General features: G+C 57.9%; 19 protein-coding genes. 14 read left to right on the plus strand and 5 right to left on the minus strand.

Going from position 1 to position 25986, the window contains the following annotated elements; translation table 11 throughout:
• The first annotated feature begins 161 nt into the window (after positions 1 to 161).
• Positions 162 to 602, plus strand: coding sequence for a low molecular weight protein-tyrosine-phosphatase (locus L1071_RS12715; RefSeq protein WP_246975432.1), 441 nt, complete (start codon positions 162 to 164; stop codon positions 600 to 602).
• 162 nt (positions 603 to 764) lie between these two features.
• A complete protein-coding gene (locus tag L1071_RS12720) occupies positions 765 to 1691 on the plus strand; it encodes a LysR family transcriptional regulator (protein ID WP_246975434.1) in 927 nt (308 codons plus the stop codon).
• A 63-nt stretch (positions 1692 to 1754) separates the two neighbouring features.
• Here L1071_RS12720 and L1071_RS12725 read toward each other — a convergent pair whose 3' ends face one another.
• The 5 genes from L1071_RS12725 to L1071_RS12745 all read right to left on the minus strand — a co-directional run bounded on the left by L1071_RS12725 (position 1755) and on the right by L1071_RS12745 (position 9135).
• Complete coding sequence (locus L1071_RS12725; protein WP_246975437.1) at positions 1755 to 3317, minus strand: aldehyde dehydrogenase family protein; 1563 nt, start codon at positions 3315 to 3317, stop codon at positions 1755 to 1757.
• On the minus strand, positions 3314 to 4216 hold the full coding sequence (locus tag L1071_RS12730; RefSeq protein WP_246975439.1) for an NAD(P)-dependent oxidoreductase: 903 nt from the start codon (positions 4214 to 4216) through the stop codon (positions 3314 to 3316). The genes L1071_RS12725 and L1071_RS12730 overlap by 4 nt, the downstream gene beginning before the upstream one ends.
• A gap of 176 nt (positions 4217 to 4392) precedes the next feature.
• Positions 4393 to 5562 (minus strand): M20 aminoacylase family protein, encoded by a 1170-nt coding sequence (locus tag L1071_RS12735; protein ID WP_246975441.1) that lies wholly within the window; start codon positions 5560 to 5562, stop codon positions 4393 to 4395.
• Positions 5563 to 5590: 28 nt separating this feature from the next.
• A complete protein-coding gene (locus L1071_RS12740; RefSeq protein ID WP_246975443.1) occupies positions 5591 to 6889 on the minus strand; it encodes a DUF3100 domain-containing protein in 1299 nt (432 codons plus the stop codon).
• A 212-nt stretch (positions 6890 to 7101) separates the two neighbouring features.
• Positions 7102 to 9135 (minus strand): right-handed parallel beta-helix repeat-containing protein, encoded by a 2034-nt coding sequence (locus tag L1071_RS12745; protein ID WP_246975445.1) that lies wholly within the window; start codon positions 9133 to 9135, stop codon positions 7102 to 7104.
• A 500-nt stretch (positions 9136 to 9635) separates the two neighbouring features.
• Here L1071_RS12745 and L1071_RS12750 point away from each other — a divergent pair, with 500 nt between their 5' ends.
• The 12 genes from L1071_RS12750 (at position 9636) to L1071_RS12805 (ending at position 25885) form a co-directional block, all read left to right on the plus strand.
• Positions 9636 to 10991, plus strand: coding sequence for an exopolysaccharide biosynthesis polyprenyl glycosylphosphotransferase (locus tag L1071_RS12750; protein WP_246975447.1), 1356 nt, complete (start codon positions 9636 to 9638; stop codon positions 10989 to 10991).
• Between the two features lie 362 nt (positions 10992 to 11353).
• The gene (locus L1071_RS12755; RefSeq protein WP_246975450.1) at positions 11354 to 12520 is read left to right on the plus strand and encodes a polysaccharide export protein; all 1167 of its coding nucleotides are present in this window, start codon (positions 11354 to 11356) and stop codon (positions 12518 to 12520) included.
• A gap of 90 nt (positions 12521 to 12610) precedes the next feature.
• The gene (locus L1071_RS12760) at positions 12611 to 14809 is read left to right on the plus strand and encodes a polysaccharide biosynthesis tyrosine autokinase (protein ID WP_246975452.1); all 2199 of its coding nucleotides are present in this window, start codon (positions 12611 to 12613) and stop codon (positions 14807 to 14809) included.
• A gap of 155 nt (positions 14810 to 14964) precedes the next feature.
• Positions 14965 to 16092 carry a glycosyltransferase gene (locus L1071_RS12765; protein WP_246975454.1) on the plus strand — a complete coding sequence of 376 codons (1128 nt, stop codon included), beginning with the start codon at positions 14965 to 14967 and terminating at the stop codon, positions 16090 to 16092.
• A gap of 117 nt (positions 16093 to 16209) precedes the next feature.
• A complete protein-coding gene (locus L1071_RS12770) occupies positions 16210 to 17199 on the plus strand; it encodes a hypothetical protein (protein WP_246975456.1) in 990 nt (329 codons plus the stop codon).
• Positions 17200 to 17273: 74 nt separating this feature from the next.
• Complete coding sequence (locus L1071_RS12775; protein WP_246975458.1) at positions 17274 to 18236, plus strand: acyltransferase family protein; 963 nt, start codon at positions 17274 to 17276, stop codon at positions 18234 to 18236.
• A 93-nt stretch (positions 18237 to 18329) separates the two neighbouring features.
• Positions 18330 to 19475 (plus strand): glycosyltransferase, encoded by a 1146-nt coding sequence (locus tag L1071_RS12780; protein WP_246975460.1) that lies wholly within the window; start codon positions 18330 to 18332, stop codon positions 19473 to 19475.
• Between the two features lie 11 nt (positions 19476 to 19486).
• Positions 19487 to 20506 carry a polysaccharide deacetylase family protein gene (locus L1071_RS12785; RefSeq protein WP_246975462.1) on the plus strand — a complete coding sequence of 340 codons (1020 nt, stop codon included), beginning with the start codon at positions 19487 to 19489 and terminating at the stop codon, positions 20504 to 20506.
• Positions 20507 to 20678: 172 nt separating this feature from the next.
• Entirely contained in the window at positions 20679 to 21824 is a 1146-nt protein-coding gene (locus L1071_RS12790; protein WP_246975464.1) for a glycosyltransferase family 4 protein, read from the plus strand.
• Positions 21824 to 22945: a UDP-glucose 4-epimerase GalE gene (gene galE, locus L1071_RS12795; RefSeq protein WP_246975669.1), complete on the plus strand. Its 1122-nt coding sequence runs from the start codon at positions 21824 to 21826 to the stop codon at positions 22943 to 22945. Before L1071_RS12790 ends, galE begins: the two co-directional genes overlap by 1 nt.
• A gap of 264 nt (positions 22946 to 23209) precedes the next feature.
• Entirely contained in the window at positions 23210 to 24304 is a 1095-nt protein-coding gene (locus tag L1071_RS16275; protein WP_246975466.1) for a glycosyltransferase, read from the plus strand.
• 258 nt (positions 24305 to 24562) lie between these two features.
• A complete protein-coding gene (locus L1071_RS12805) occupies positions 24563 to 25885 on the plus strand; it encodes a lipopolysaccharide biosynthesis protein (protein ID WP_246975468.1) in 1323 nt (440 codons plus the stop codon).
• Positions 25886 to 25986 lie beyond the last annotated feature (101 nt).

Consider the following 25986-nt stretch of genomic DNA (forward strand, 5'->3'; position numbering starts at 1 on the left):
GGTAATGAACGATATTTTAGACGGCTCCTTTTGGGGCCGTTTTCGTTTGTGGCCGGGGATGAGTGCGACCATGCTTGGCTGGCGAGGTTTTTCATCTTCCTGTTGGAGCGCCTTGGCGTCACGATAGGGCGTTGTGCAAAGCTAAATGGGGCTCGGCATTGATGTTCAAGCGTATTCTGGTGGTGTGTACGGGCAATATCTGTCGTAGCCCGGTGGCGGCGGCGCTGTTGCAGCGGGAGTATCCTGAACGAACGATTACCACCGCAGGGCTTGGTGCGCGCGTGGGCGAGGGCGTCGAAGCGCATTCCCGCGCATTGGCGGAGGCCGATCAGCCGGAACTTGCCAAGGCGCTCAAGGCGCACTCGGCACGCCAGATCGATGAGACGATGCTGCGCGAGTCGGATTTGATCCTGGTGATGACGGAACGCCAACGCCGCGCGGTGGGCGAGTTGTTACCCTCGGCATTCGGCAAGACCATGCTGTTCGGGCGCTGGCTGGCCAACCCTGAGATCTCCGACCCTTACGGCAAGAGCGACGAGGCGTTCACGCATATTCATAGGCAATTGGTTAACGCGGCCGAGGCCTGGGCGGGAAAGTTGTAGATCCGATTTCAAATAATGTTGTGATGAATGAATAACGGCCCCTTTTTGGGGCCGTTGTTGTTTGTGGGGCGAGCGTCGGTACCAGCGTGGCGATGACGGCGGTGCCTGACACTGAGATACTGTGGTTAGCGTTCCGCCAGGCAACCGATCGGGTTATGAGCAATGGATATTCCCCACCAACGGTTAGTGTACTTCCAGGTAACGATCGAGGCGGGGTCGGTACGTCAGGCGGCTGCGCGGCTGGACATTGCGCCGTCGGCGGTCAGTCGCCAGCTTTCATTGATCGAGGAGGCGCTTGGTGCGCCGCTGCTGGAGCGTTCGCGGCAAGGTGTGGTACCGACGTCGGTGGGAGAGATGCTGCTGGATTACTGCCGCAAGCGCGCGGCACTCGATGATAACTTCAGTGAGGCGCTGGATGCCTACCAGCGGCTGGAAACCGGTCATCTCTCGCTGACGGTCGGGGAGGGTTTCGTCGGGGATCTTCTCGATACGCCGTTGCGGACGTTTACCGAGCGGTATAGCGGTGTCCGTCTCGATGTGGATACGGGCAGTACCAGCGACATCATCGAGGCGGTAGTCGAAGACGAGGCCCATATTGGCTTGATGTACCACGAGCGGCTGCATCCGCAATTGCGTTTCTGGCATTCCAGCCGTCAGCCGCTGGTGGCGTTGATGTCGCCCGCGCATCCTTTGGCGGCTATCGAGAACGAATTGTCTCTCGCTGCGCTCAGCGAGCACTCCATGGCATTGTGGCGCACCGGCCACGGGGTGCGTCAGTTGGTCGATGAGGGCTTTCGCGAGGCGGGCTTGGGGCAGCACGTCACGATGCAGACCAATTCGCTTTCGGTGCTGCTGCATGCGGCCAGGTCGGAGCTCACCCTCACGCTGCTGCCGGCCTTTGCGGCTGCTCGGGAACTAGAGGACGGGGCGCTCGTGGCTCGCGCCGTCGATTGTGAACGCTTTCGTCAGGCGCATGCGCATATCATCACCCGGGTCGGGCGACGCATGCCGAAGGCAGGCCTGCAGTTATTGCGGCATCTCGAGCGCTGGATGCGGGCATTCAACTCGCGGCGGGGAACCGGCCATTGAAGTTGGCGAGAAACCAAGTTCATGACCGGCAGCCAGATGCGCCTGACTGCCGGTTTGTCGTCGTCAGCCCACGCCGCTGCCATAGCCCATGGCGACGCTGGCGGTAGGGGCGGTTTCCACCCATACGCTCTGTGCCACGGTGTATTCCTTGAGTCCTTCCAAGCCGCTGGAGCGCCCGAAGCCGCTGTCGCCGAAACCACCGAATGGCGACATGACGTTGATCGCCTTGTAGCTGTTGATCCATACCGTGCCCGCTCGCAGGCGAGCCGCGACGCGATGGGCGCGAGCCGGGTCCTGGGTCCAGACGGCGCCGGCCAGGCCGAAGCGCGTGGCATTGGCCATCCGTACGGCGTCTTCTTCGTTATCGAACGGCATGACGACCAGCACCGGGCCGAACACTTCCTCGCGGGCGATCGCCATCTCCTCGGTGACGTCCGCCAGGACCGTGGGTGCCAGGAAATAGCCCTCGGCTTCTCCCGGCAAGTCCGCCGGGCGTTGCCCGCCACACAAGAGACGCGCGCCGTGCTGGCGGGCCGTCTCGATCATAGAGGTGATGTGCTGATACTGCTTGGCGTTCTGTATCGGGCCCATCTGGGTCGCTTCGTCGCTGGGCAGCCCCACGTGGATCTCGCCCGCAGCGCGCGCCAGACGCTCGCAGACCTCTTCGAACGCCTCGCGCTGTACCAGTAGGCGAGACCCCGCGACGCAGCTCTGACCCGCGGCGGCGAAGATCGCCGCCTGGGCTCCGGCCACGGCATCGTCGAGCCGGGCATCGTCGAACACGATGTTGGCCGACTTGCCGCCCAACTCCAGCACGCTGGGCACCAGACGTGTGGCGCCGGCCTGGGCGATGCGTCGGCCACTCTCGGGGGAGCCGACGAATACCAGTTTGCTGATGCCGTCATGGCCGGTGAGTGCCGCGCCCGTGGTGGGTCCGACGCCGTTGACGATGTTGATCAGTCCCTTGGGCAACCCGCTGCGTTCCATCAGCATGACAATGGCCACTGACGAGAAGGGCGTCATTTCCGACGGCTTGAGCACGGCCCCGTTGCCGGCGGCGATCGCCGGCGCCAATTGCCAGGCACAGGTGAACATGGGCGCGTTCCACGGCGTGATCTGACCGACCACGCCATACGGCACATGGCGAACATAGTTGAGGTGCGAGGTGGGTACCGGAATCACCTCGCCGTGCTGCTTGTCGCACCAGCCGGCGTAGTACTCGAACATCTCGCGGACCTTGTTCACCTCGCCCCGGCAGTCGCGAATGGGCTTGCCCGCGACCACGCTTTCCAGTTGAGCGAGGGTCTCTTCATGGCCGCGTAGCGCCCAGGCCGCCATCGTCATGCGGCGGCCACGCTCGCTGGCGGTCAGCGACATCCATTCCTGCTGGCCGAGGGTGGCCGCTTCCACGGCGCTGGCCACTAGCTCGGCGCCGGCATCGAGATAACCGATCAGCGGCAGTCCGGTCACGGGGTCGAGCAGCTCGATACGCTCGCCTTGGCCGGGTGCCAATTCCCCCGCGACCCAGTTGCTCAGGGGCGTGTCGGCATTCGTGTCGGCCTGCATGCCCAGCGTGGCCAGCAGCTCGGTGACGCGCTCGACGGCTGTGGTATTGAGAGCGTTCATCGTGTTTCCTCCTGATTGGAGAAGGGGGCATCCGTTTGCGCCAGGGCCAGGATGGTGTCGGTGATACGATTGAAATCGGCACTGTCGGGTAGGCCGGCCGGATCGTCATGCCAGCGCGCCACGACCTGCTCCAGCAGCTCCAGCGGGAGCTCCATGTGGTGGGCCGCGTCGCGCGCCAGGCGTAGGTCCTTGCGCATCAGGCCGGTCGTGAACCCCGAGTCGAAGGCGTCGGAAAGAATCCACTTGGGGAAGTTGACCTCGCTGACGGCACTGCGCCCGGAGCCACTGTTCAGCCCGGCCAGGCAGGCCGCCGGGTCCACCCCGGCGCGGGCCGCCAGGGTGACCGCCTCGGCCGTGGTGAGCAGGTGGGCCGCGCAGAGATAGTTGTTGGCCAGCTTGACCACATGGCCGCTGCCCGCTGGGCCGACGTGGGTATAGCGCGCCGACATCGCCTCGAGCATGGGAGCGAGCCGCTCGATGGTGGCCGGCTCCCCGCCCAGCAGCATGCCGAGGGCGCCGGACGCCGCGCCCGCCGGGCCGCCGCTCACCGGCGCGTCGAGCCACTCGATGCCGGCCTCGACTACCTTCTGGGCTAGCTCGCGAGTGACGGCCGGATCGCTGGTCGTGGTATCGACGATGACGCTGCCCTTCGGGGCGAGCTGCAGGAGCCCGGGCGAGGCTTCGATGACCTCGCGGACATGGGTCGAGGTGGGTAGCGAGAGCAGGTAAACGTCGGCCTCGGGGAGGGTGTCCAGGCGCGTGACGTTCAGCCCGCGGGCCGCCAGGGAGTCCCGCGCCGCGTCGTATACGTCCGTCCCCGTGACGGCGAAACCGGCGGCATGCAGGGTCATCGCCATGTTGCCGCCCATCTGTCCTAAACCGATCACGACTATGTTCATGTCAACTCCAGATTTGTCGTTGTTGCGAAGTGTTCGTTCGAGTATTGGTTGTTTGCGTTGAGTCGTTTGTACCGAAAACGGGCATCGGGGCCCCGGGCCATGCCCCGCAAGGCATGGCAAAAATGCATGGAAAAACGTATGGCAAAAGCGTGCGGTCGTTGGGTGTGGCCGCCGTGTCAGCGTTTGTCCCGTTCGCACTCGTCTAGAAGCGTTCTCGCCAGCGCCGTCCAGTACGCCACCCCAATGGGCGCCAGGGCATCGTTGAAGTCGTAATGCGGGTTGTGCAGCGCCGCGCTGTCCTCGCCGTTGCCCAGCCAGATATAGGCGCCTGGGCGCTGCTGGAGCATGAAGGCGAAATCTTCCGATGCCATTGAGGGGGGCAGGTTGCGGTGGACCCGGTGAATGTCCGGCAGCGCTTCCAGCACCTCGGCACAGCGCGCGGCGTGTGCGGGAGTGTTGAAGGTGGCCGGATAGCGCGATTGGTAATCGATGTCGGCCTCCAGACCATGGAAGGTGGCCATGGCCGCGATCGCCTGCCGAAAACGTGTTTCGAGGTGGTCGCGCAGCTCGGGATCGAAGCAACGCACGGTGCCGCACAGCTCCACCGTTTCGGGCATGACGTTGTAGGCATCTCCGGCGTGAAACTGAGTCACGCTCATCACGGCGGTCTGGTGCGCTGGGGTTTCCCGGCTGACGATGCCTTGCAGTTGATTGACCAGTTGGCAGGCCGCCAATACCACGTCCTTGCCCAGGTACGGCATAGCGGCGTGGCAGCCGTGACCCGTGAGCGTCACGCGGAAGACATCGAAGGCCGCCATGACCGCCGTGTCGTGGACGGCGGCTTCGCCGACCGCCATGCCCGGCCAGTTATGCACGCCGTAGACGGCTTCCATCGGGAAACGCTCGAACAGGCCTTCCTCGACCATGACGCGCCCGCCGCCTTCGTTTTCTTCCGCCGGTTGGAAGATGAAATACACCCGGCCGGCAAAGTCGGGCGCTTGGGCGAGTGTACGAGCGGCGCCCAGCAGCATGGTGGTATGGCCATCGTGGCCGCAGGCGTGCATCTTGCCGGGCGTCGTCGAGGCATGGGCGACATCGTTGGCTTCGCGCACGTCCAGGGCGTCGATATCGGCCCGCAGCCCGATGGCACGTTCGCCGCCATGGCGACCGTCCACCCAGGCGACGACACCGGTGCCGCCGCCGAGGCCGGTGACCTTGTCGATACCGGCGTCCTCGAGAATCTCGACGATGCGCGCGCTGGTGCGATGTTCCTCGAACGCGGTTTCCGGCTGGCGATGGAAGGCATGGCGCCATTCGCGCAACAACGCGGGGGTGGTGGTCGTCATCAGGGTCTCCTTGTCTCCTTTCATGGCGTTACAAAAGCGCCTGGGCCACGATGGCCGAGCCGATGAAGGTACCCGTGAACACCAGCAGCGACACGATGATCAGCTTCCAGCCGACCTGGCGGAACATGGTGAACTCGCGGGGCGAGAGCGCCAGACCTGCATAGGCGAGTACCGGCGTCACGATGGCCAAAAAGCTCACGGATTGAAGCTGCGCCACGATCCAGGCGTTGCCGGGGAACCAGGGCAGGGTCACGGCGATGCTGACCAGCGATACCCAGGCCACGCCGGGCAGATAGAAGGGCGCGAAGCGCGTGATGAGAAGCCCCAGCATGGTCATGGCGTAAAGGATCACCATGCCCGGCAAGGCCTCCAGGAGGGAGCCGCCGTTGATGGTATTGCTGACCCAGGCCACCACGCATACCACGGCCATCACGATGGCGGTCTGGCCGAGGTGACGCTCGGGACGCTCTTCCTCGCTCGGGGCCGTGGCAACGTCAGGCTCGGCCGTCGCCTTGACGCCTGTGGATGTCGCCATGCGCCGGCCGGAACACCATTTGAAGATGCGTTCTGCCACCGGCAAAGCGATGAACAGCGAAATATACAGGCCGGTGGCGTAGGTCAGCAGGTTGCTGGCGCCGGCAAAGGCCAGTAGCTCATCGCGCATTTCCGGCAGGGCCCCGGCAATGGCGCCCGAACAGGCCGCGACCATGCTGCCACTGCCCACGCCGCAGGCCATGGCCAACGCGCGGGGATCGAAGATATCGAGCGTCGTCAGGTAACCGGCCATGAGCGCGAACCACAGGGTGCCGAACATGGTGCCCACGACATAGACCCCCATGACGCCGATGCCTTCGGGGCCCTTGAGTCCGTATTTGTCGGAGATGATGGCGATGTTGGGCTCGCGTGCGATGGAATACGTCGCGCCGATGGCTTCACGGCCCATCTTCAGCACGAGTACTGCAAACGGCATGGCGATCAGCATGGTGCCCAGGTTCCCCAACTCCTGCAGGACCAGGGCAGGCCCTGCGCTGAGTATCTGATCGATGGCAGGCCCGATCGTGGAGCCGAACCGAGCGATGAAGGGCATGATCGACAGCAAGATGATGGGCGCCGCTGCCGTACTCAGCTTCACCGGCATCAGCCGCGAGGTCGCCGAAAAGAGGTGAGGATTGACCAGCAGGCCGATGATGAATGCATAGAACAGCGGCAACAGCAGTAAACTGCCTGGCCCGAGGGGGATCTTGATGATGCCGATGGCTTCCGAGACCAAGGAGGCAACCGCCACCATGACGTGCAAGCGCCAGTCGAGGAGGAGGGAGAGTTTCATGGTGTTGTCCTGTTTTTGTAATAAACGGATTTGTAATTGCGGAAATGGTGCGGCAGTCGCCGGTGGACCCTGCCCATCCCCGTCAACTCGAGTATCGAAGTGGATAGTGTTCGAATAAAAGGAGAGAAGCGTTCTAATTAATAGCGGCCCCTTTTTGGGGCCGTTTTCGTGTGTGGGGTGGGGCGTTTGTGGAGCGAGATTTAGCCACGGTGTCAGCCGTCGGCCATAAGGCTGTCATCGTGTTCGAAGGCGCTGAGGGTATTGAGGGTGGCGTTTTTGCGATTGCCGTACCCGGTCAGCGCTGCTTGCGGTGGGCGCTGCAGGGTGCGTATCGCGGGGGTGTCGGTGGCGTGGCCGGTGTTCTCGAAGGTACAGTCGCGGAAGGTCAGGAAGTTGCTTTCAGGAGCGAGGAATACGCCGGGCGCAGCGTCTAGGGTAATCATGTGGCCGTGCTGGGCGAGGTCTTTCTTGAAGCGGCAACGTTCGAAGCGCACTACATGCCGTGCATTGCGCTTGTCGCTGTTGTGCAGGTAGAGATGCCCGCCACCGGGGGTGAAGTCGAACCGGCAGTGGCGGTAACGGTGATGCTGCGTGGTGTCGAAGATATCGAAGCGCGGTACGCCGTCACCGAGTCGGCAGGCGTCTACATCGAGCGTCTCGAAGGCTTTGATCCAGCCGGCGGGGATCTCGCAGTCGTTGAGGCTGATGCGTTCGGCCGGGACATGAAAGAGCCGTGCATGGGTGCCGCTCAGCGTGAAGTCGCGCAGGTGCGATTGGCCGATGAGTTTGCAGCCCACGGGAGCATCGGTGTCGCTGTGTCGGCTCTGGAAATTGGCAAGATGCAGCTCGCCTTTGAAGCCACCCGCCGCGACAATCGAGGCGTAACTAGCGCGTACGCTGTCATGGCGCTTTTCGTTGAATACGTGCCAGGTTTCGTCGAGGTGGCGGATATCGATGTGTCCGCCCCCTTCCAACGCCAGGGTGCTGCCACTGCGTCGCGCGCCACGTAGTTCCGTGGTAATGCGCTGACCGGTGAGACGGCTGGTAGGGAGCGTCATTTCGATACAAAATCCCTTGTCGACCGCGCGTGCCTGGCAGGCGTCGACGGCATGCCGCACGGGCACGTCGTTCAGGTCGCTGAGCAAATATCCTACGGCCGTGGTCTCGGCGATACAGCCGCGTAAGGTAAAGTGTCCGGTGCCTAGCGAGGGCGTGCGTCCGGTGGTGGCGACGAATCCATGGTGTGGGGTTTCGCGAGAGCGGCAGTCGATGAAGCGCACCGCGTGGCTATTTTCGGCCCAGTAGCCAGCGTTGTATTCAGCGTCACCATAATCGACGCTGGCGTGATGGCCGTTTTCGGCGAGGCAGTCGATGAAGTCGATGCGCTCGCTGAGCATGTGTTCCGGGCTCTCGCCGTAGGTGTCGGCAACGAAGCCGATACGCGTAAAGTCGCGTGCCTGGCAGCGTTCGACGAGGCCGTCATGGGAGTCGGCGATGAAGATGCCGTCACCGTAATTGCCACGTGCATGCTCAACAATGACATCGCGGAGCACGAAATTTCGTGCTCCAACGCGGAGACAGGCGAGAGGGGAGCGGCGGCAGATGACGTCGTGGACGGTGACGTCGTGGCCAATGAGGTCCAGAGGTAGACAGCCGGTAAAGGCGTCATAGTTGGAGACGCTCCAGCGCTCGGGATCGTCGCTGACATTACCCTCTAGGGTCATGTCGGAGAGAGTAGTGCCATCATCAATCTCAACCAGTGCACCGTAAGTGTCGCTGGTATAACGAATGATTGTTCGCTTGATGCCTGCCCCGGTCACGCGGACGCCCTTGAAGCGTAACCCGGTACCCGAAGAGGCGTAGTCGCCCTCAGGAAAAATGACATCACGCTGCTGGCTGTTGGCGGCCTGTGCGAGACGCTTCAAGGCGGCGTGCTGATCGCTGCCATCCCCGCGCGCGCCGAACATGCCGGGCGTCAGTGCGTCGTCGAGGCGTCGCAGAAAGCGCCCGTCGGCCTGGTCGTGGGCACGAAAGCAGGTACCGCCGTCTTCCTCGCGTTGTTCATTGGCGTACCAGATGAAGCTCCCCCCGCCGAGTGTTTCCCCCGCGTGGTACCCGGCGACCTGGATATGTTGTCCATCTTTAAGGCGGGCAACGTCCAGTGCCTGCATCTCGGCGATGGAGTCGGCATGCAGCGTCTCTGCTCCCTCCTGCGTTGTTTTTCCCTTCTTGTCTCTTTTTTCCATACCTGACGCGTGTTTTTCCATGCCGGCCGTGTGAGTCGACAATAGACCGGAGGCGGTCACGGTCAGTACAGCGCCCCCTTGGAGTAGGCGAGTTAAGAGTCGTCTTCTCGAAGTGTTCATGTGATCCCCCTGACATAATCGCCTAGCTTAGATGAGATTTCGTCGGGTGATACGGTGAAAGTTTTACTTCCCGGTGGCGTATTTTCCTCATGTTTATTTGTTTTAGGTTGTTTTTCGTTATTTGTGGTGAGTGCGTGATGAGGGATGTTGATAATGTTTAATGAGTCGGCTTGGTGTTGATTGATTATGGCGCTTTAAGTATAAGGTGCGACTGGCTTTTGACGTACGGTTTTGGCGCTTCGGCGTATGAATAATATGGGGTTCCTTAACTATTAAAACCGTCTGGAAGTGCAGGTGAACACTTTGTAACTTGTTTGGCGAAAACCCGATTTTACGCCTTTAAACGGGCGACACGGGACACTGGAAAGGTGGCGTCAATCATGTTCAATAAGCATAAAGTGTTCGAGCAACTGGAGCGTTCGACGTGGGGGGGAAGTGAGTCGGTAGTGCCGAGTGGTAAGGCATTCGATACGCGTTATGAGCGTCGCCACTCACGTTGGTACGAGCAGTGCCTGATGGGCATGCCGTTCCACTTCGTCGTGGGGCTGCCGGTGGTCTTGATGGCGCCGCCACTGATGATGCGCGGCGGAGACGTCTGGCGTGACATGGCGCCGGGGCTTGCCACCACGTTGTGGGCGGTGGGCGCGGCGTTTCTGGTGACGCTGTTCGTTTTGCATCGCATGACGCGTTTTCCCGGTACGCAGGCGTCAATGTATGTCGTGCCACTGGTCAGTGTGGTGTTCGCGGCGACTTGGGCTCTGTTGCTCGGCGCTGAGGGGTTTGATGAGGGCGTGTTGTGGGGCGGTTACGCCGCGAGCCTGCTGTGGTTTTTCCTCGGCTACGCGGGGGTACAGCGGTTTAGGCGTCCTCGCTTTGCCGTGGTGCCGTTGGGCGAGGCGAGCCAACTCGTCGAGCCTGAAGGGAGCGGGTTGTATCGACTCGAAGTGCCGCGCCTGGGGGCGCAGCGTATCGACGGTATCGTCGCGGATCTACGTAGCGACGCACTTAGCGAAGAGTGGATGCGCTTTCTGACCAAGTGCACGCTGAACGGCATTCCGGTGTATCAGATCAGGCAGATCGACGAGTCACGTACCGGACGCGTCAGGCTCGAGCACCTGGCGGATACGGAGCTGACTTCGTTGTTGCCGTCGCCGCTTTATAGCACTTGCAAGCGCGGCCTGGATTTGTGCGGTGCTTTGCTGCTGTTGCCGCTACTGGCGCCCATCATGCTGGCCACGGCTTGGGCCATTCGCCATGACAGCCCGGGGCCGGCGCTGTTCGTGCAATGGCGCATGGGGCATCGCGGGGTGCCGTTTCGTATCTACAAGTTCCGCAGCATGTATAGCGAGGGAGAGGGGAAGGGGTTTACGTCCGGCGAGGACGACCCGCGCATCACGCGCGTGGGCAAGATCATTCGCAAGTACCGCCTAGATGAGCTGCCGCAGTTACTCAATGTGCTCAAGGGGGACATGAGCTTCATTGGTCCGCGCCCGGAGTCGATGGACCTCTCGCAGTGGTACGAGAAGGACGTGCCGTTTTTCAGCTACCGCCATGTCGTCAAGCCGGGAATTTCGGGCTGGGCCCAGGTCGAACAGGGCTACGCGGCGGAAGTCGATGGCATGACCGTCAAGCTGCAGTACGACTTCTATTACATCAAGCATTTCTCTCTGTGGCTCGACGTGCTGATTCTACTGCGCACTCTGAAAACGGTGACGACCGGGTTCGGTGCACGCTGAGGTGTTCCCGCGTTAAACCGCGTCATTGTGTAGCGCCTCCGTCCTCGTGCGGGGGCGTTTTATTTAAAGCATGAGTTTTCTAATCCTGTTGTGGGATTAAGTTCTCGTTCTGGGTGAATGAGTTTGTTGGTTAAAAGGCGCGATTTAGCAACGAGTAAAATCCAATGTAAGCATTGTGTAAATTCAGCCTATGAAAAGTTACACAATGCATAGAATGAAATCCGCAAGAAGATAACTATGTAAGAAATAGAGGCGTTGAGAGATTCAGTGGTTATTGCCCGGGAGATGTGGTGTCGCTCCAGGGCGGTAGCGTGGGTAAAAGAATTTTAAACCCTAACAAAATGACGAGTGAGGGAATCGGCATGACTGCAAGCCGTATGGAATATCGTTCAGGATGGAGAAAGCCGCTACTGGGGCTTTCTTTCATGGTGGTGCTGTCGGGTTGTGCGTTCGCGCCCGGCAGCAATCTCGACTATGAAGCTGATTCGCAGGGAGAGGACATCTCCGACAATATCGAGGTCAAGGCAATTACACCGAGTCTCGTTAAGACGATGGCGGAGTCGAAAGACGATTTGCGCGACTCGTTGTTGGAGTACACCGAGAATGCGGTGCCCGAATCCGAGATCGATTACGACTACATAATCGGGCGCGGTGATGTACTTAGCGTCGTGGTGTATGACCACCCTGAGTTGACGATTCCCGCCGGGAGTGAGCGGAGCGCGGAAGAGTCGGGCAACGTCGTGCATTCGGACGGCACCATCTTCTATCCCTACATCGGCACGGTGGATGTCGCGGGACGCACCGTGCGCGATGTTCGTGGGGAGATCCAGCGCCGCCTGGAAGGCTACATCGCGCAGCCCCAAGTGGACGTGAAAGTCGCTGCCTTCAACGCTCAGAAAGCCTATGTCACGGGGGAGGTCGACAGTCCGGGAGCGCAGCCTATCACCAACGTGCCGCTGACTGTGCTGGATGCGCTCAGCAGCGTCGGTGGTCTGACCCAAGGCGGCGATTGGCATGACGTCGTGCTAACCCGTAATGGCGTCGAGCGGCACTTGTCGGTTTACAACATGCTGGTCAATGGCGACCTCGATCAGAACCTGTTGCTACAGGATGGCGACGTGTTGCATGTGCCGGTTGTCGGCAATCAGCAGGTCTACGTGATGGGCGAGGTCAATACACCGACCGCCGTGCCGATGCCGAATGCGCGCTTCTCGCTGACCAACGCCTTGTCTCAGGCCGGTGGCATCAACGAGAACAGCGCCGATGCTTCGGGTATCTTCGTGATTCGCCGCAATCACGATATCGACAGCGAAACCTACGCGACTGTTTACCAGCTCAACGCCGAGAGCGCGATCGCCTTTGCAATGGGGTCGGAATTCATCCTGCAGCCCACCGATGTGGTGTATGTCACCGCCGCGCCAATCGCGCGTTGGAACCGCGTCATCAGCCAGATCTTGCCCAGTGTGACGGCGATCTACGAGCTGTCGCAGGCCACACGTGACATCAAGGACCTCAACGACGACTTCTAAGACGTCATTGTTACGAGGCCGTCGCTAGCACCCATTGAAGAAGGCTGGCGGCGGCCCTCGATACCCACATTCTCATGGAGTGGGAATTCTATGAATCTCAATGTACCTGCCCCACAATCCAATAAAACCGACAATGGCAATGACATGGAGCTGGGGCGAATTTTAGGCCTCTTGTTCGACGCCAAGGGCTTGGTGATCAGCCTGATTGTACTGTTCGCGTTTTTGGGGACGGCGTATGCCTTCCTCAAGACGCCGATCTTTCAGGCCAAGTCGCTGGTCCAGGTGGAAACCAAGAGTCCCAATAACCCACTAGCGGATGCGTCGATGTCGATGCTTTCGCAAGCGCCACCGTCGCGCTCGGAGATGGAGATCATGAAATCGCGCATGGTGCTCGGCCGTGCGGTGGATCTGCTCAATCTCGATATCCGCGTCGAACCAGTACGCGTGCCGTTCATCGGCGGTTTTTTGCAGCGCCACCGGATCGCCGCGCCTGCGTTCGCTCAGGACTGGGGTTATGCCTGGGGCGATGATCACATTCAGGTCGCTGGTATGCCTGTGGCTAACGACTACTTGGGACAGACCTTCACTCTCGAAGTACTCGACGAGACCCGTTATGCCTTGGAGTACCGTGGCGAGCGTCTGGGCGAGGGCGTTGTCGGCGTGGAGGAAAGCTTCCTCGGCGGTGCGGTGGGCGTGGAGGTAGAGTCGATCGCGGCGACGCCAGGCGCGACCTTCACTCTGACTCATGCGCAGCGCGTGGTGGCCGTCGATCATCTACGCAATAATTTTGGCATTGCCGAGCGGGGTAATGGTACGGGGATTCTGGCCTGGACCCTAACGGACCCGTCGCCGGCATTGGCCGAGCGCATATTGGCCACCATCGGTGATATCTACGTAACGCAGAATATCCAGCGTCAGTCGGAAGAAGCGCGCAAGAGCCTGGAGTTTTTGAACGAGCAAGTGCCCGAGGTGCGTGGCGAGCTTTCCAATGCCGAGCAGCAACTCAATGCCTATCGCTCGGAGCACGATAGTGTGGATATTTCCATGGAGACCCAGTCGGTGCTCGACCGCGTGGTTAATCTGGAAAGTCAGCTCAATGAGTTGGAGTTCTCTGAAGCGGAAATATCGCGACGTTTTACGCCCAGCCACCCGACCTATGCGGCGTTGCTGGAGAAGAAAGCACAACTGAAGAAGGAACTGACGTCTCTGGAAGATCGCATCAACGGTATGCCGGAAACCCAGCAAGAAGTGTTGCGCATGCAGCGCGATGTTTCCGTTAATCAAGAAATTTATGTGCAGTTGCGCAACAAGGTGCAGGAAATGCAAATCGCGGAGGCCAGCACAGTGGGTAATGTGCGGGTGCTGGATGAAGCGGAGCCATTTCCGCAGCCGGTGGCGCCCGACAAGATGATGATCATCGCTTTGGCGACGTCGCTGGGGGCAGTGTTCGCGGTGGCTTTGGTGATGCTACGGGCGATGTTCAATCGCGGTCTGGAAAGTCCCGATCAGCTCGAACAACTGGGTCTGCCGGTCTATGCCATCGTGCCCAAATCGGACGACCAGGGCCGGCTCAGTCGTCGCATTCGCCGGGGAGGACGCTCGCAGAGCGTACCGGCGGGATTGCTGGCGTGGCATCGGCCGCTGGATATCTCCATTGAGGCGTTACGTAGCCTGCGCACCAGCCTGCATTTCGCGATGCTTGATAGCGCCAACAACCGTTTGATGATTACCGGGCCTAGCCCAGGCGTGGGCAAAAGCTTTATTGCCGCCAACCTGGCGGCGGTGTGTGCCCAGAACGGTCAGCGCGTGCTGGTGATCGACGGCGACATGCGCAAGGGCCAGATGCACAAGATATTCAAGGGACCTTCCGAGGATGGCTTGAGCGAAGTGCTGGCCGGACGGCACACCTTGGCGGAGATGGTGCGTCCGGTAGAAAGCGTCGAGGGGCTCGAGTACCTGGCGCGCGGTGTCGTCCCGCCAAATGCCTCGGAGCTACTGGCCTCGTCGCGTTTCACCGAGTTACTGGCCACAGCTAGTGAGCGTTACGACTTGGTGATCGTCGACTCGCCGCCGGTGCTGGCGGTAACCGACGCCACGGTGATTGGCAAGTGCGTGGGAACGACCCTGATGGTGGCACGCTTCCAGGTCAATCCGCCCAAGGAAATCGAGCTCGCTATGCGGCGCCTGGATACCAGTGGGGTGCGCGTCAAAGGGGCCATTCTCAATGGCTTGGAGCGCAAGGCGGCTACAGCATACACCTACGGCTATTACAACTATTCCTATCGTTAAAGGACGCCTTTCGGTGATGACGCCCGGCACTGATCGGGCGCCTTACGAGCGCCACCTTGCTTTGGCTGGGGCACGGCGGTTTATACCGTTAGTGTATTTCTTCTGAACGTGGCAAATGTGCGTGGAATGGTATTTGCCAAGCGACGGACGGTGAAATGAGAGACAGAGACGACGATAAACGGATTGCGGTGTTCCTGCCTTCGTTGGCGGGCGGTGGCGCTGAGCGCGTGATGGTAACCCTCGCCAATGGATTCGCGACCCGTGGTGTGCCAGTTGATCTTGTCGTGGTCGCCGCCGAGGGGGCGTATCTGGCGGATGTCTCGCCGCATGTGCGGCTGGTGGAGCTCGGCGCCTCGCGGGTGCTGTTCAGCTTGCCGGCACTGGTGCGCTACCTGCGTCGCGAGCGCCCGTATGCCTTACTCTCGGCGCTCAACCACGCCAACATTATTGCCCTTTGGGCACGCAAACTGGCCCGTTCGGGGACACGGCTGGTGGTGTCGGAGCGCAATACGCTGTCTCGCGATGTGTCGAGCGGTCGTTTCAAGCGAGGGTTGCCGTGGTTGATGCGTCTGAGTTACCCCTCAGCGGACGCTATCGTTGCGGTCTCCAGCGGGGTGGCAGATGACCTTGCGCAGACGGTGCGCTTGCCGCGCGAGCGGATCGATGTCGTCTATAACCCCATCAACACCAAGCTGGCGCAGTTGTGCGAGACGCCGTTGACACACCCTTGGCTGAAAAGCGGCCAGCCGCCGGTGATTGTCGCGGCGGGGCGGCTGACCGTACAGAAGGATTTCGCGACCTTGATAGAGGCCTTCGCCGAGGTGCGCAAGACGCATGCCGCGCGCTTGGTGATTCTCGGCGAAGGTGAGCTGCGCTCTGATCTGGAGGCGCGTATCGACGAACTGGGAATCGGCGATGATGTGGCGCTGCCGGGGTTCGTCGACAACCCCTACCCGTGGATGCGCAAGGCATCGTTGTTCGTGTTGTCTTCAGCGTGGGAGGGCTTTTGCAACGTGTTGGCCGAAGCCATGGCATGCGGCACGCCGGTAGTGAGCACGAATTGTCCCAGCGGCTCGGCGGAGATCCTCGAAGACGGAAAGTGGGGGCGACTGGTGCCGGTCGGTGACGTATCGGCATTGGCGAGGGCCATATCCGAGACGCTCAATGACGAAACGCATCCCGATGTGCGCCACCGTGCCCTTAGCTTCAATTTGCAGCAGGCGCTCTCCGGCTACCTGCATGCGCTGCGGGTGGCGCTGCCGAAAGAGCATCGCTGTGAATGATGTTCAATGCATGTTGGTACTCGAGCTCGGCCAGGCATTCAAGCTTATTTATACGTCATGTGGCGCCAGTCTATTTGAGTTCAGGCGCGTCAGCACTCCAGTAAGTTGAGGCAAACGATGAAACTACTAATACCCACTGAAGGCTCGTTTGGTTACAAGACCATGTGTCTAGTCCTGGCGGGTATTTATGCCTGGTTTTTGATGGGGCTAGATGTCGATGGCTATCTCGATCGGGCCAATTATCTCATCTACGCTCAGTACTCTGACGAAATATTTGTGAAGTATGCTGCTGGCAGTCTCAAGACGATTCTCACTAACGAACCGGTTTGGCTGCTATTCAATATCTGGGCTTCTAAGAACTTTTCCCCGGAAGATACCCTCCGGATAATCATTTTTTTCTCATCGTTTTTGATTTCGTTTCTAGTATTGAGAAGCTACCCGAAGTACGCCTTCTTCTTGGTTCTTTTTATCCTTATGCCGCAGGTCTTGAAGAATAATATTATTCACTTGCGACAGGGAGTAGGGGTTACTTTGTTCTTTCTCGGCTGGTGGTGTCGTTACTTGCCGCTGCGTATCTTCTTCATCGGGTTGGCACCATTGGTCCATGCATCCTTTTTCTTCATCAATGCCTTGTTTCTTCTCAATATTGCCTTCTCGACGTTTGGCATTTCGACCGTGTGGCGTGTGGTATACACCCTGGGCGTGGGCGTTGTACTGGGCGCGTTAGGGATCTGGCTGGCCGGTACGCTCGGGGCACGGCAAGGCGGTAGCGATGAATACAGCGCCATGGGCTCGGGGGGCTCAGGGTTAGCATTTATCTTCTGGGTCGTGTTCTCCGTAATCTTCTTCATGGAGGGAAAATCATTTCTCAGGAACAACTTCTTTGCGGCGTCGATCCTGGTGTTTTATCTCTCTACGTACTTTCTTCTTCCGGTCACGGCACGTGTTTTCGAAAGTGGCATGCTGGTCGTTTTGTTAGCGTCACTGGGGTTGACGGACTGGCGTCGTTACGCAGCCTATGGATTTTATACCTTTTATTTCTTCATGCAGTGGTATCCGGTGCTGGGAATTCCCGGTTTCGGCTGGGCCGCCGAAGTCAGAATGTAAGATTATAATGTATAATAAATATAATACATTGGCGTTTCGATTTTAGGGTCGGGCAAATTAAGGGGGAGTGGAAAATGCAGCGTAATGTTTCGTTGGATGTGCTCAAGTTGACATTGGCCGTCATCGTGGTGATTTCACATGCCCAGGTTTTGATGGGATATAGCGAATTGGGCTATCAACTGACGGTGGAGGGGCTATTTCGGATCGTGGTGCCGATTTTTATGATGGTTAGCGGTTATTTTTTTATGAGCGTGATTCGCACAAAGTCGCTTGCTAGCTGGCTGAAAAAAGTAGTATCGATGTATCTCTTCTGGATGCTGGTGTATGTGTATTTTTGGCTTGATATTCCGGTGACGACGCCGTATGAGATTTTGAGATTACTGCGCGTTGCGGTCATGGGTTATCACCATCTGTGGTTTCTCTCGGCCCTGATTGGGGCTGCCATCTTACTGTACATGCTTCGCAATCACTCCATGAAAGTTCTTCTGGTATGGGCGGTGATGCTCTATGGCATAGGCGTTTTCCTTATGTATGCCGGTAATTACGATCTATTTGCCGGCAGCAGGTTGGACGCGTTGCTCCTTGAAGGCTGGCCCTATCGCAACTTCTTATTTTTCGGCTTCCCTTTCTTCTGTATCGGATATCTGCTGCGGTCTTGGGAAGGGATACGTCAGCTAGATCGCCGTTATTACGCGATCTGGAGCCTTGTGGGTGCGCTCCTGTTGCTGGGGGAATCCTATCTCAATTATGTCAGTCTCGAAGGGCTGCCACATTTCGATATGTACCTGAGCCTCCTGATCGTTTGCCCTGGGCTTTTCCTGTGGGTGTCGTCGCTTCATCTCCCTGGCGACAGCACGTCCCTGGCGTATTACGCGACGGCGCTGTACTTCATTCATCCGCTTTTCATCTCGTTGTTCGAGGCGCTCTCCTATCGGCCCGGCAACATGCTGGCGTTGTTGGCACTGGCATCGTCGCTGCTTGCCGTGATGCTGCTCAAAGGAAGCCGCAAGCGCTTGGGATTTGCCTTCGGTGGGTGAGGCAGCCATCGAATCGCTGGCGCTTGTTCAAGATCATATCCGCTGTGCCTGGGCGCTCTCGGGCATCGGCCAATTGAGAGGATGCAATCGCTTATGCTAGCCAAACCGCTGAAGGTCTTACATGTCATCACCGGCTTGACCGATGGTGGTGCCGAGGACTCGCTCTACCAGCTTTGCAATAACGACCGCCACAACGTTCACCGAGTGGTGTGCTTGATGGATGCCGGGCAATACGGCCCGCGTTTCAATGCGGCAGGGATCGAGGTCGTGTATTTGGATATGCCGCGTGGCCGCGTGACACCTACCGGTTTGTGGCGGCTGTGGCGCATCATCCGAGAGTTTCAGCCGGACGTGGTACAGACCTGGATGTATCACGCCAATTTGGTGGGCGGTGTCGTGGCTAGGCTGGCGGGCGTCAAGGCCATATGCTGGGGGATTCACAACAGCAACCTGATGCCGGGTGCCACCAAGCGCAGCACGATCTGGGTCGCCAAGGCGTGCGGCGCTTTGTCCCGTGTAGTGCCGAGCCGCATCGTAAGCTGTTCGCAAAATGCGGTGGAGGTGCATCGCAAGCTGCGTTATGCGGCTATGAAATTCGTGGTCGTACCCAATGGCTACAATCTGTCTTTGCTCACCCCTGACGCCGAAGCCAGAGCGCGCGTGCGCGCAGACTGGGGGCTCGATGACGATATGCCTTTATTCGGCATGGTGGCGCGCTTCGATCCGCTGAAGGATCATGCCAACTTGATCGCTGCCTTGGCGCAGCTCAAGGGCCTGGGCTGGGACTTTAGGTGTGCGTTGATCGGCGCGGAGGTGGATGCCGATAACGCTGAACTGGTCCAGCTACTGGAGGACTATGGCGTACGCGAACGAGTACTGTTAGTCGGGCGACGAAGCGATATTCCTGCGGTGATGAACGCGCTCGATGTGCATGTGCTGTCGTCCCTTGGTGAGGCATTCCCTAATGTGTTGTCCGAGGCAATGGCCTGCGGCACGCCGTGTGTGTCCACCGATGTCGGCGATGCTGCCTTCATTGTCGGCGATACCGGATGGATCGTGCCCCCCAGTGATACTCGTGCCTTGGCAGATCATCTGGCCCTGGCGCTGGATGAGCATGCTGATATGCCGACATGGCAAGTGCGTAAGCAGCGCGCGCATCAACGTGTCGTCGATTCCTTCAGCGTACAACGCATGATCGACGGTTATAGTGATTCCTGGCATCAGGCGTGCCACGTATGAGCGCTAACTGGATGACTTATTTAGCCCGATCTGAGGGCGAGCCGCTGCGTCCGCCGGCCTTCGTGATATCTCTGGACTTCGAATTGCACTGGGGCATGTCGGATATCGTGACCACGCCCGAGCACCCGTATGTGCGGCAATTGCTTGGTGCGCGCCGTGCGATACCGGCGATGCTTGATCTCTTCCGCGAACGCCATATCCGTGCAACCTGGGCCACGGTGGGCTATCTATTCGCTGAGGACCGCGAAACGCTGACGCGTTTCTCTCCCGTGCGGCGTCCGCGCTATACCAATCCGGCGCGTGATAACTATCGGCAGGAGATCGGTGATGATGAGGCAAGCGATCCACTGCATTACGGACGTTCCCTGATCGATCTGATCGCGCAAACACCAGGTCAAGAGGTAGCCTCGCATACCTTTTCGCATTACTACTGCCATGAAGATGGCCAGACGCCAGAAGACTTCAAAGCCGATCTCACGGCGGCGATGGCCATTGCCGAGCATGCTGGGCATCGCCCTCGTTCGTTGATCTTGCCGCGCAATCAGGTCGACGAGGCCTATCTGGCACCGATGCGTGAGGTGGGTTTTCGCTGTTATCGCGGCAATCCACAGTGTATGGGCTCCTCCCGGCATCAGCGTGACACGATTCCTCGGCGTGCGTTGCGCCTGTTGGACAGCTATAGCAACTTGACAGGCCATCACGGCATCAAGTGGCGTGACCTCAAGGGTGACCCGCTGAATATTCCGGCCAGCATGTTTTTGCGCCCGCGCCGTGGGGTGCCGCAACTGGATGCCTTGCGACTAAGACGCATCAAGAAGGCGATGCGCCGTGCTGCCAAGCGTGGCGAGATATTTCATCTGTGGTGGCATCCGCACAACTTCGGTCAGGCTACCGATGCTCACCTGCGTGATCTCGCCGCCATCATCGGCTATTTCCAGGTTCTTTCCATCGAATACGGCATGCGTTCTATGTCGATGAACGATGTACTGATGCGTCATGAGCAGGCCTCGGTGACAGCCCCATCGACCTAGCTCTCTAGGCGCTAGCCGCCCACGCGCCACTCGTCTTCACGACACTTGATCATTGCTTGCCAACGCGCTTTCGCGTGAGGGCCGGGGCCCTGTGTCTCTAAAAACGTGTCTTCAAGAACGCGTCTTAAAAGCATGCCCCACAGACGATCTCCACTGCAGAGGAGTTGTTTTCATGAACGATAAAACGATTGTACTGGTCTCCAACACGTCCTGGTTCCTCTATAACTTCTGCCAGGGGTTGTTGAAGGCGCTTGAGCGGCGTGGCTTTCGCGTGGTGTGCCTGGTGCCCGACGACGACTTTTCGCAACGCTTGCTCAATGAGTTCGACGTCACCCTTCACAGCATGCCCATGGACGGCAAAAGCACCGGCCCTGCACGGGAAGGAAAGTGCCTGTTCTGGTTGTACGGGCAGTTGCGCGAGTTGCGCCCGGCTTTCGTTTTCAACTTCACGATCAAGGCCAACCTCTATGCGGGCCTGGCGTGTCGCGCCCTGAGAATCCCGTATGCCAATACCATCACCGGCCTGGGGACAGCTTTCCTGCATGACAGCCACTTGTTTCGCCAGGTACGACGGCTCTATGGCGTCGCCAATACCGGGGCAACACGAGTGTTTTTCCTCAATCCTGATGACCGCGCGCTCTTCGAACGCCAAGGCATGTTGCAAAAGGTCGACTGGGCGATGTTGCCCGGCGCAGGGGTCGATGTGTCGCGCTTTGCGTTCACGCCGCTGCCCCAGGAAGGACCCTTCACCTTTGTACTTATCGCTCGGTTGCTGGGCGACAAGGGTGTGCGTGAGTACGTCGCGGCGGCCGAGCAGGTGCGCAGTGACCATCCCGAGACACGCTTTTTGATTGTCGGCCCAAAGGGGGTCAGCAATCGCACGGCTATTGGCGATGACGAGGTCGAGACCTGGCATGCGCGGGGTGTCGTCGAATACGTCGGCGCTCAAGACGATGTGCGCCCTTGGATCGCTCAAGCGCATGTGCTGGTGCTGCCGTCCTATCGCGAGGGCATGCCGAGCACGGTGCTGGAAGCGGGCGCGATGGGGCGGCCGACTATCGCTACCGATGTGCCGGGGTGCCGCCATGCCGTGGCCGATGGCGAAACCGGTTGGCTGTGTCGCGTCAAGGACGTCGACTCGCTGGCGGCGCGCATGCGCGCGTGTCTGGTAATGACGCCCTGGGCACTTTCCCGCGTAGGCGTGGCGGCACGTCGACGCGCCGAAAAGGAATTCTCGCAGGACATCGTCGTGGCGGGATATCTGGCCTGCCTGGAGGCGGGCTTGATGAATCACCAACGCGTGAAAATGGAGGCATGATGACGATATTAGTGACGGGCGGCGCGGGTTACATCGGTTCGCATATGGTGCTGCGGCTCATGGAGGCCGGCCACGACGTGGTCGTGATCGACAACCTCTGCAACGCCTCGCGCGAGTCGCTGGAACGCGTCTCCCAGTTGACCGGCAAGGAAGTGACCTTTATCGAAGGCGATATACGTGAGCGTTCGCTGTTGGATTATATCTTTGCGGACTTCGCGATCAGCGATGTATTGCACTTCGCCGGGCTTAAATCCGTGGGGGAGAGCGTCAACGAGCCGTTGGCGTATTTCGAGAACAACGTCGCGGGGACCATCACGCTGTGTCAGGCCATGATGGCGGCGGGGGTTCATCGTCTGGTGTTCAGTTCTTCGGCGACGGTCTACGGTGATGCCACGCGCATGCCGTTGAGCGAGAGTGCACCCACTGGACAGCCGACCAACGCCTACGGGCATTCCAAGCTGATGGTCGAAGAAGTGCTGCGCAAGTTGGCGCGCGCCGATCCGCGCTGGTCGATCGCGCTGCTGCGCTACTTCAATCCTGTGGGCGCGCATCCCAGCGGGCTCATCGGTGAAGATCCATCGGGCACGCCCAATAACTTGTTGCCGTTCATTTCCCAGGTGGCGATCGGACGCCTGCCGGCGCTGTCGATTTTCGGCGCCGATTACCCCACCCCGGATGGCACCGGGGTGCGCGACTATATCCATGTCATGGATCTGGTCGAGGGGCATCTGGCGGCGATGAGGGTGCTGGCGAATCGCCCCGGGGTGAATGTCTGGAATCTGGGTACCGGCCAGGGTTATTCGGTGCTCGAGATGGTGCGTGCCTTCGAGATGGTCTCGCAGCGCGACGTGGCGTATCGCATCGTACCGCGCCGCGATGGGGACATCGCCGAATGCTGGGCTGATGCGTCGCTGGCTGCGGATGAGCTTGGCTGGAAAGCCCAGCGTGGCTTGACCGAGATGATCGCCGATACCTGGCGCTGGCAGTCGCGCAACCCTGACGGCTACCCCAGTAAACGCGTGGTGCGACGCGACAGTCTCGGCAAGCCTGGCGGCTTGGCCAACGCCTTGCCGAAGATCTACCTCATTGATACCGCACGCGCCAACCGCGCTGCATCGTAACGACCTCACCAGAGAAGTCCGAACGCGGTCATTCAGCTGCGCTCTGATACTTGTAGTTCGTGTGGCATGAATAGTGACGCCATCCAATAGATAAGGTAATCCTGCTGCTTACAAATAAATATTAAAGTTTATTAAATTAAAGATGGCTGCGGCAACCTAGGTCACCTGGGTAAGTAGTGCCACATGATGATCTTACAATTCGGTATATGCGCTGCTAAACGATGAGGTGGGCTTTTGATGTTATACAAATTAAAGGAATAAGTCGTGAAGATTTGTATTGTTACACCCTCGTTTGCAGGTGGGGGAGCCGAAAGAATAGCTGTCAATTTGGCAAATTTTTACACTAAAAATGGGTTAGATGTCTGTCTGGTAGTCTTTGAAGGAGTCGGTCCATATCGTAGGCAAGTCAATAGCTCCATCAAGTTGATTGATCTTAATGTTAAGCGATTACGCTATGATGCTTGGTTGAAGTTGCGAAAAGTAATAAAGGATGAATCTCCAGAATATATACTATCTGTTATGAGAGGAGCAAATATCTTTATCGGACTAGCTCTTCCGATAATTAATAACATAAAAGTTTTGTTTCGTGAAGCTAATACAATGGAAGCCGTCAGGCGTGAACCCTGGCGTCGTAGGTTGATTTACAAGTGTCTTATGAGGTTTTCTTATCGACGTGCAGATATTGTTATTGCAAATTCTATAGATACCAAAAAAGATCTGATCACTAATAAGATCGTGCCGGAAAGCCATGTGAAAGTTATTGGTAATCCGGTGATTAATGATGATTTAAATGAAAGGGCTAGAGATGTTTTATGTCATGACTGGTTGTCTTCCTCTGATATTTGCGTTGTTTTGCACGTTGGTCGTCTTGATGTTCAAAAAAATCAAGCGCTTTTGTTAAGTGCGTTTTCTTTGGCTGTCAAGTCGGTTCCTGACATTAAGCTTGTTATTCTTGGTGAAGGTGAAGAAAAAAATAATCTAGAAAAACTGGCAAGTGAGTTGGGTGTTAAAGATAGCGTTGATTTTGTTGCCTTCCAAGATAATCCCTACCCATATTACAAGGCTGCAGATTTGTTTGTTTTGTCTTCTGACTGGGAAGGCTTTGGGAATGTAATAGTGGAAGCATTGGCATGTGGCACGCCCGTTATAAGTACAGATTGTCCAGGTGGACCAAGCACCATACTTGCTAATGGCAAGTATGGTGTATTAGTGCCTTGTGGTGATGCGGAACGACTTTCATCGGAGATAGTTAAACATGTAAGTAACATTGGTGCGTGGAGCTCAGAAGAACTTAAAGTGCGTGCCAATGAGTTTACAGTTGAAACTGTCGCAAAAAAATATTTGGAAGCAATTCGTTAGCTCTTGTTTTTATGCTTTTGAATGACTGTGCAGGCTGTCCTGTTGGTTCAGGTCTTGTGGTGCGTTCTCCGTTCAGCTCGATACGGACAGAGCCGTTGCAGGCGGCGTTCAGGGATCGTCTTTCACCTATGGCGAGTGGTTCTTCTGAAGCATGTTTTGGTAGGAAAATGCTGATTCTACAAGATAAAAACACTCGGCATCTTATTTTCTTTCGCAGCCCCTTGAGTCAGGCGGGCTTTCTGATAGGCAGAGATACGCATGCTTAATCTAGTTATTACATTGCGACAGAAAACCCATGAAGTATGGCGCAGCCGCTTTGTAAGAAGCGTTGCTGTCGTTGCCACCGGAACGGCAGGAGCGCAGGCGATCACGATGGCTTTTGCACCGCTGATTACTCGCCTTTATGGTCCTGAAGCATACGGTGTGCAAGGTACTTTTATTGCAATACTGGGTGTGGCAACTCCTTTCAGTGCGCTTGCCTATCCGATTTCTGTCGTTTTGCCACGACGAGATGAAGAAGCCATTGGGCTTCTACGATTGAGTGCCTATATCTCCGTCTTTATTGCGACTTTAATGGCTGTTGGCTTGTGGTTATGGGGAGCTGTAGCTATTTCGCTGTTGGAAATAGAAAGCGTGGGCAGGTTAATCTACTTGCTACCCGTGGCGATATTGTTCGCTGCCTGGATGCAGATGGCTCAGCAGTGGTTGATACGCAAAAAAGAATTCGGAGTGATTGCTCGTTCCGCCTTAGCAAATTCAGGAGTACTGAATAGTGCCAGGGCCTTGCTTGGCTTCGTTCACCCCACCGGCTCTGTACTCATTGTGTTGGCATCTTTGGGAAGTATATTGCACGCGTTGCTGATGTGGATAGGAATTCGGAAGCGCACTACGATAAATCGCAGTGAACCTTTAGAGGCCCCCAGTCTGGGGATCATCGAACTGGCTCATCGCCATCGCGATTTTCCACTGTATAGAGCTCCACAGATTACGATCAACGCCGCATCGCAAAGTTTGCCGGTGTTGATGTTGTCTGCTTTTTTTGGTCCGTCCGCTGCAGGATTCTACATGCTCAGCACAATGGTGATGGGGATGCCGACTGCTTTGATTGGCATGGCTGTCAGTGATGTTTTTTATGCGCGAATTACGGAAGCGGCCCATAATAGTGAGGAAATTTCTAAACACATCTTGCGAGCTACAGGTGTGCTAGCTGCAATTAGCATCGTACCCTTTTCAATTGTTGTATTGTTTGGCCCTTGGATATTTAGTTTGGTGTTTGGAGCTGAATGGGGTGTGGCGGGAGAATATGCTCGATGGTTGGCTTTTTTCTTCTTTTTTAATTTAGTCAATAAGCCAAGTAACGCCGCAGTTCCTGTTTTGGGTATTCAGCGTGGTTTGCTTTTTTATGAGGTCTTAAGTACCGGTGGGAAAGTGGCTGGTTTTTTGCTTGGGTTCTATTGGTTAAATAGTGACATCTGGGCAGTCGCAATATTTTCTATCATTGGTATTTTTGCTTATAGCGGAGTGATGCTGTGGATTTATTTGTGTGCGGTGAGGTGGGACCGTGATGCAAGAAGAAGTTAATAAGCCGTGCTATTAAGTCCCGAGGTAAGTTTATGGCCCTCCGATGACAAATTATCTATAGGGGTTAACCCTGCATTTAAGTAATAAATACAGCACCAACA

The sequence above is a fragment of the Chromohalobacter sarecensis genome (assembly GCF_023061135.1).
Classification (GTDB): domain Bacteria; phylum Pseudomonadota; class Gammaproteobacteria; order Pseudomonadales; family Halomonadaceae; genus Chromohalobacter; species Chromohalobacter sarecensis.

Bases quoted from the DNA above. Each gene is read 5' to 3' on its own strand.
- L1071_RS12715 (WP_246975432.1), top strand. From the start codon at position 162: ATGTTCAAGCGTATTCTGGTGGTGTGTACGGGCAATATCTGTCGTAGC.
- L1071_RS12720 (WP_246975434.1), top strand. From the start codon at position 765: ATGGATATTCCCCACCAACGGTTAGTGTACTTCCAGGTAACGATCGAG.
- L1071_RS12725 (WP_246975437.1), bottom strand. From the start codon at position 3,317: ATGAACGCTCTCAATACCACAGCCGTCGAGCGCGTCACCGAGCTGCTG.
- L1071_RS12730 (WP_246975439.1), bottom strand. From the start codon at position 4,216: ATGAACATAGTCGTGATCGGTTTAGGACAGATGGGCGGCAACATGGCG.
- L1071_RS12735 (WP_246975441.1), bottom strand. From the start codon at position 5,562: ATGACGACCACCACCCCCGCGTTGTTGCGCGAATGGCGCCATGCCTTC.
- L1071_RS12740 (WP_246975443.1), bottom strand. From the start codon at position 6,889: ATGAAACTCTCCCTCCTCCTCGACTGGCGCTTGCACGTCATGGTGGCG.
- L1071_RS12745 (WP_246975445.1), bottom strand. From the start codon at position 9,135: ATGGAAAAAAGAGACAAGAAGGGAAAAACAACGCAGGAGGGAGCAGAG.
- L1071_RS12750 (WP_246975447.1), top strand. From the start codon at position 9,636: ATGTTCAATAAGCATAAAGTGTTCGAGCAACTGGAGCGTTCGACGTGG.
- L1071_RS12755 (WP_246975450.1), top strand. From the start codon at position 11,354: ATGACTGCAAGCCGTATGGAATATCGTTCAGGATGGAGAAAGCCGCTA.
- L1071_RS12760 (WP_246975452.1), top strand. From the start codon at position 12,611: ATGAATCTCAATGTACCTGCCCCACAATCCAATAAAACCGACAATGGC.
- L1071_RS12765 (WP_246975454.1), top strand. From the start codon at position 14,965: ATGAGAGACAGAGACGACGATAAACGGATTGCGGTGTTCCTGCCTTCG.
- L1071_RS12770 (WP_246975456.1), top strand. From the start codon at position 16,210: ATGAAACTACTAATACCCACTGAAGGCTCGTTTGGTTACAAGACCATG.
- L1071_RS12775 (WP_246975458.1), top strand. From the start codon at position 17,274: ATGCAGCGTAATGTTTCGTTGGATGTGCTCAAGTTGACATTGGCCGTC.
- L1071_RS12780 (WP_246975460.1), top strand. From the start codon at position 18,330: ATGCTAGCCAAACCGCTGAAGGTCTTACATGTCATCACCGGCTTGACC.
- L1071_RS12785 (WP_246975462.1), top strand. From the start codon at position 19,487: ATGACTTATTTAGCCCGATCTGAGGGCGAGCCGCTGCGTCCGCCGGCC.
- L1071_RS12790 (WP_246975464.1), top strand. From the start codon at position 20,679: ATGAACGATAAAACGATTGTACTGGTCTCCAACACGTCCTGGTTCCTC.
- galE (WP_246975669.1), top strand. From the start codon at position 21,824: ATGACGATATTAGTGACGGGCGGCGCGGGTTACATCGGTTCGCATATG.
- L1071_RS12805 (WP_246975468.1), top strand. From the start codon at position 24,563: ATGCTTAATCTAGTTATTACATTGCGACAGAAAACCCATGAAGTATGG.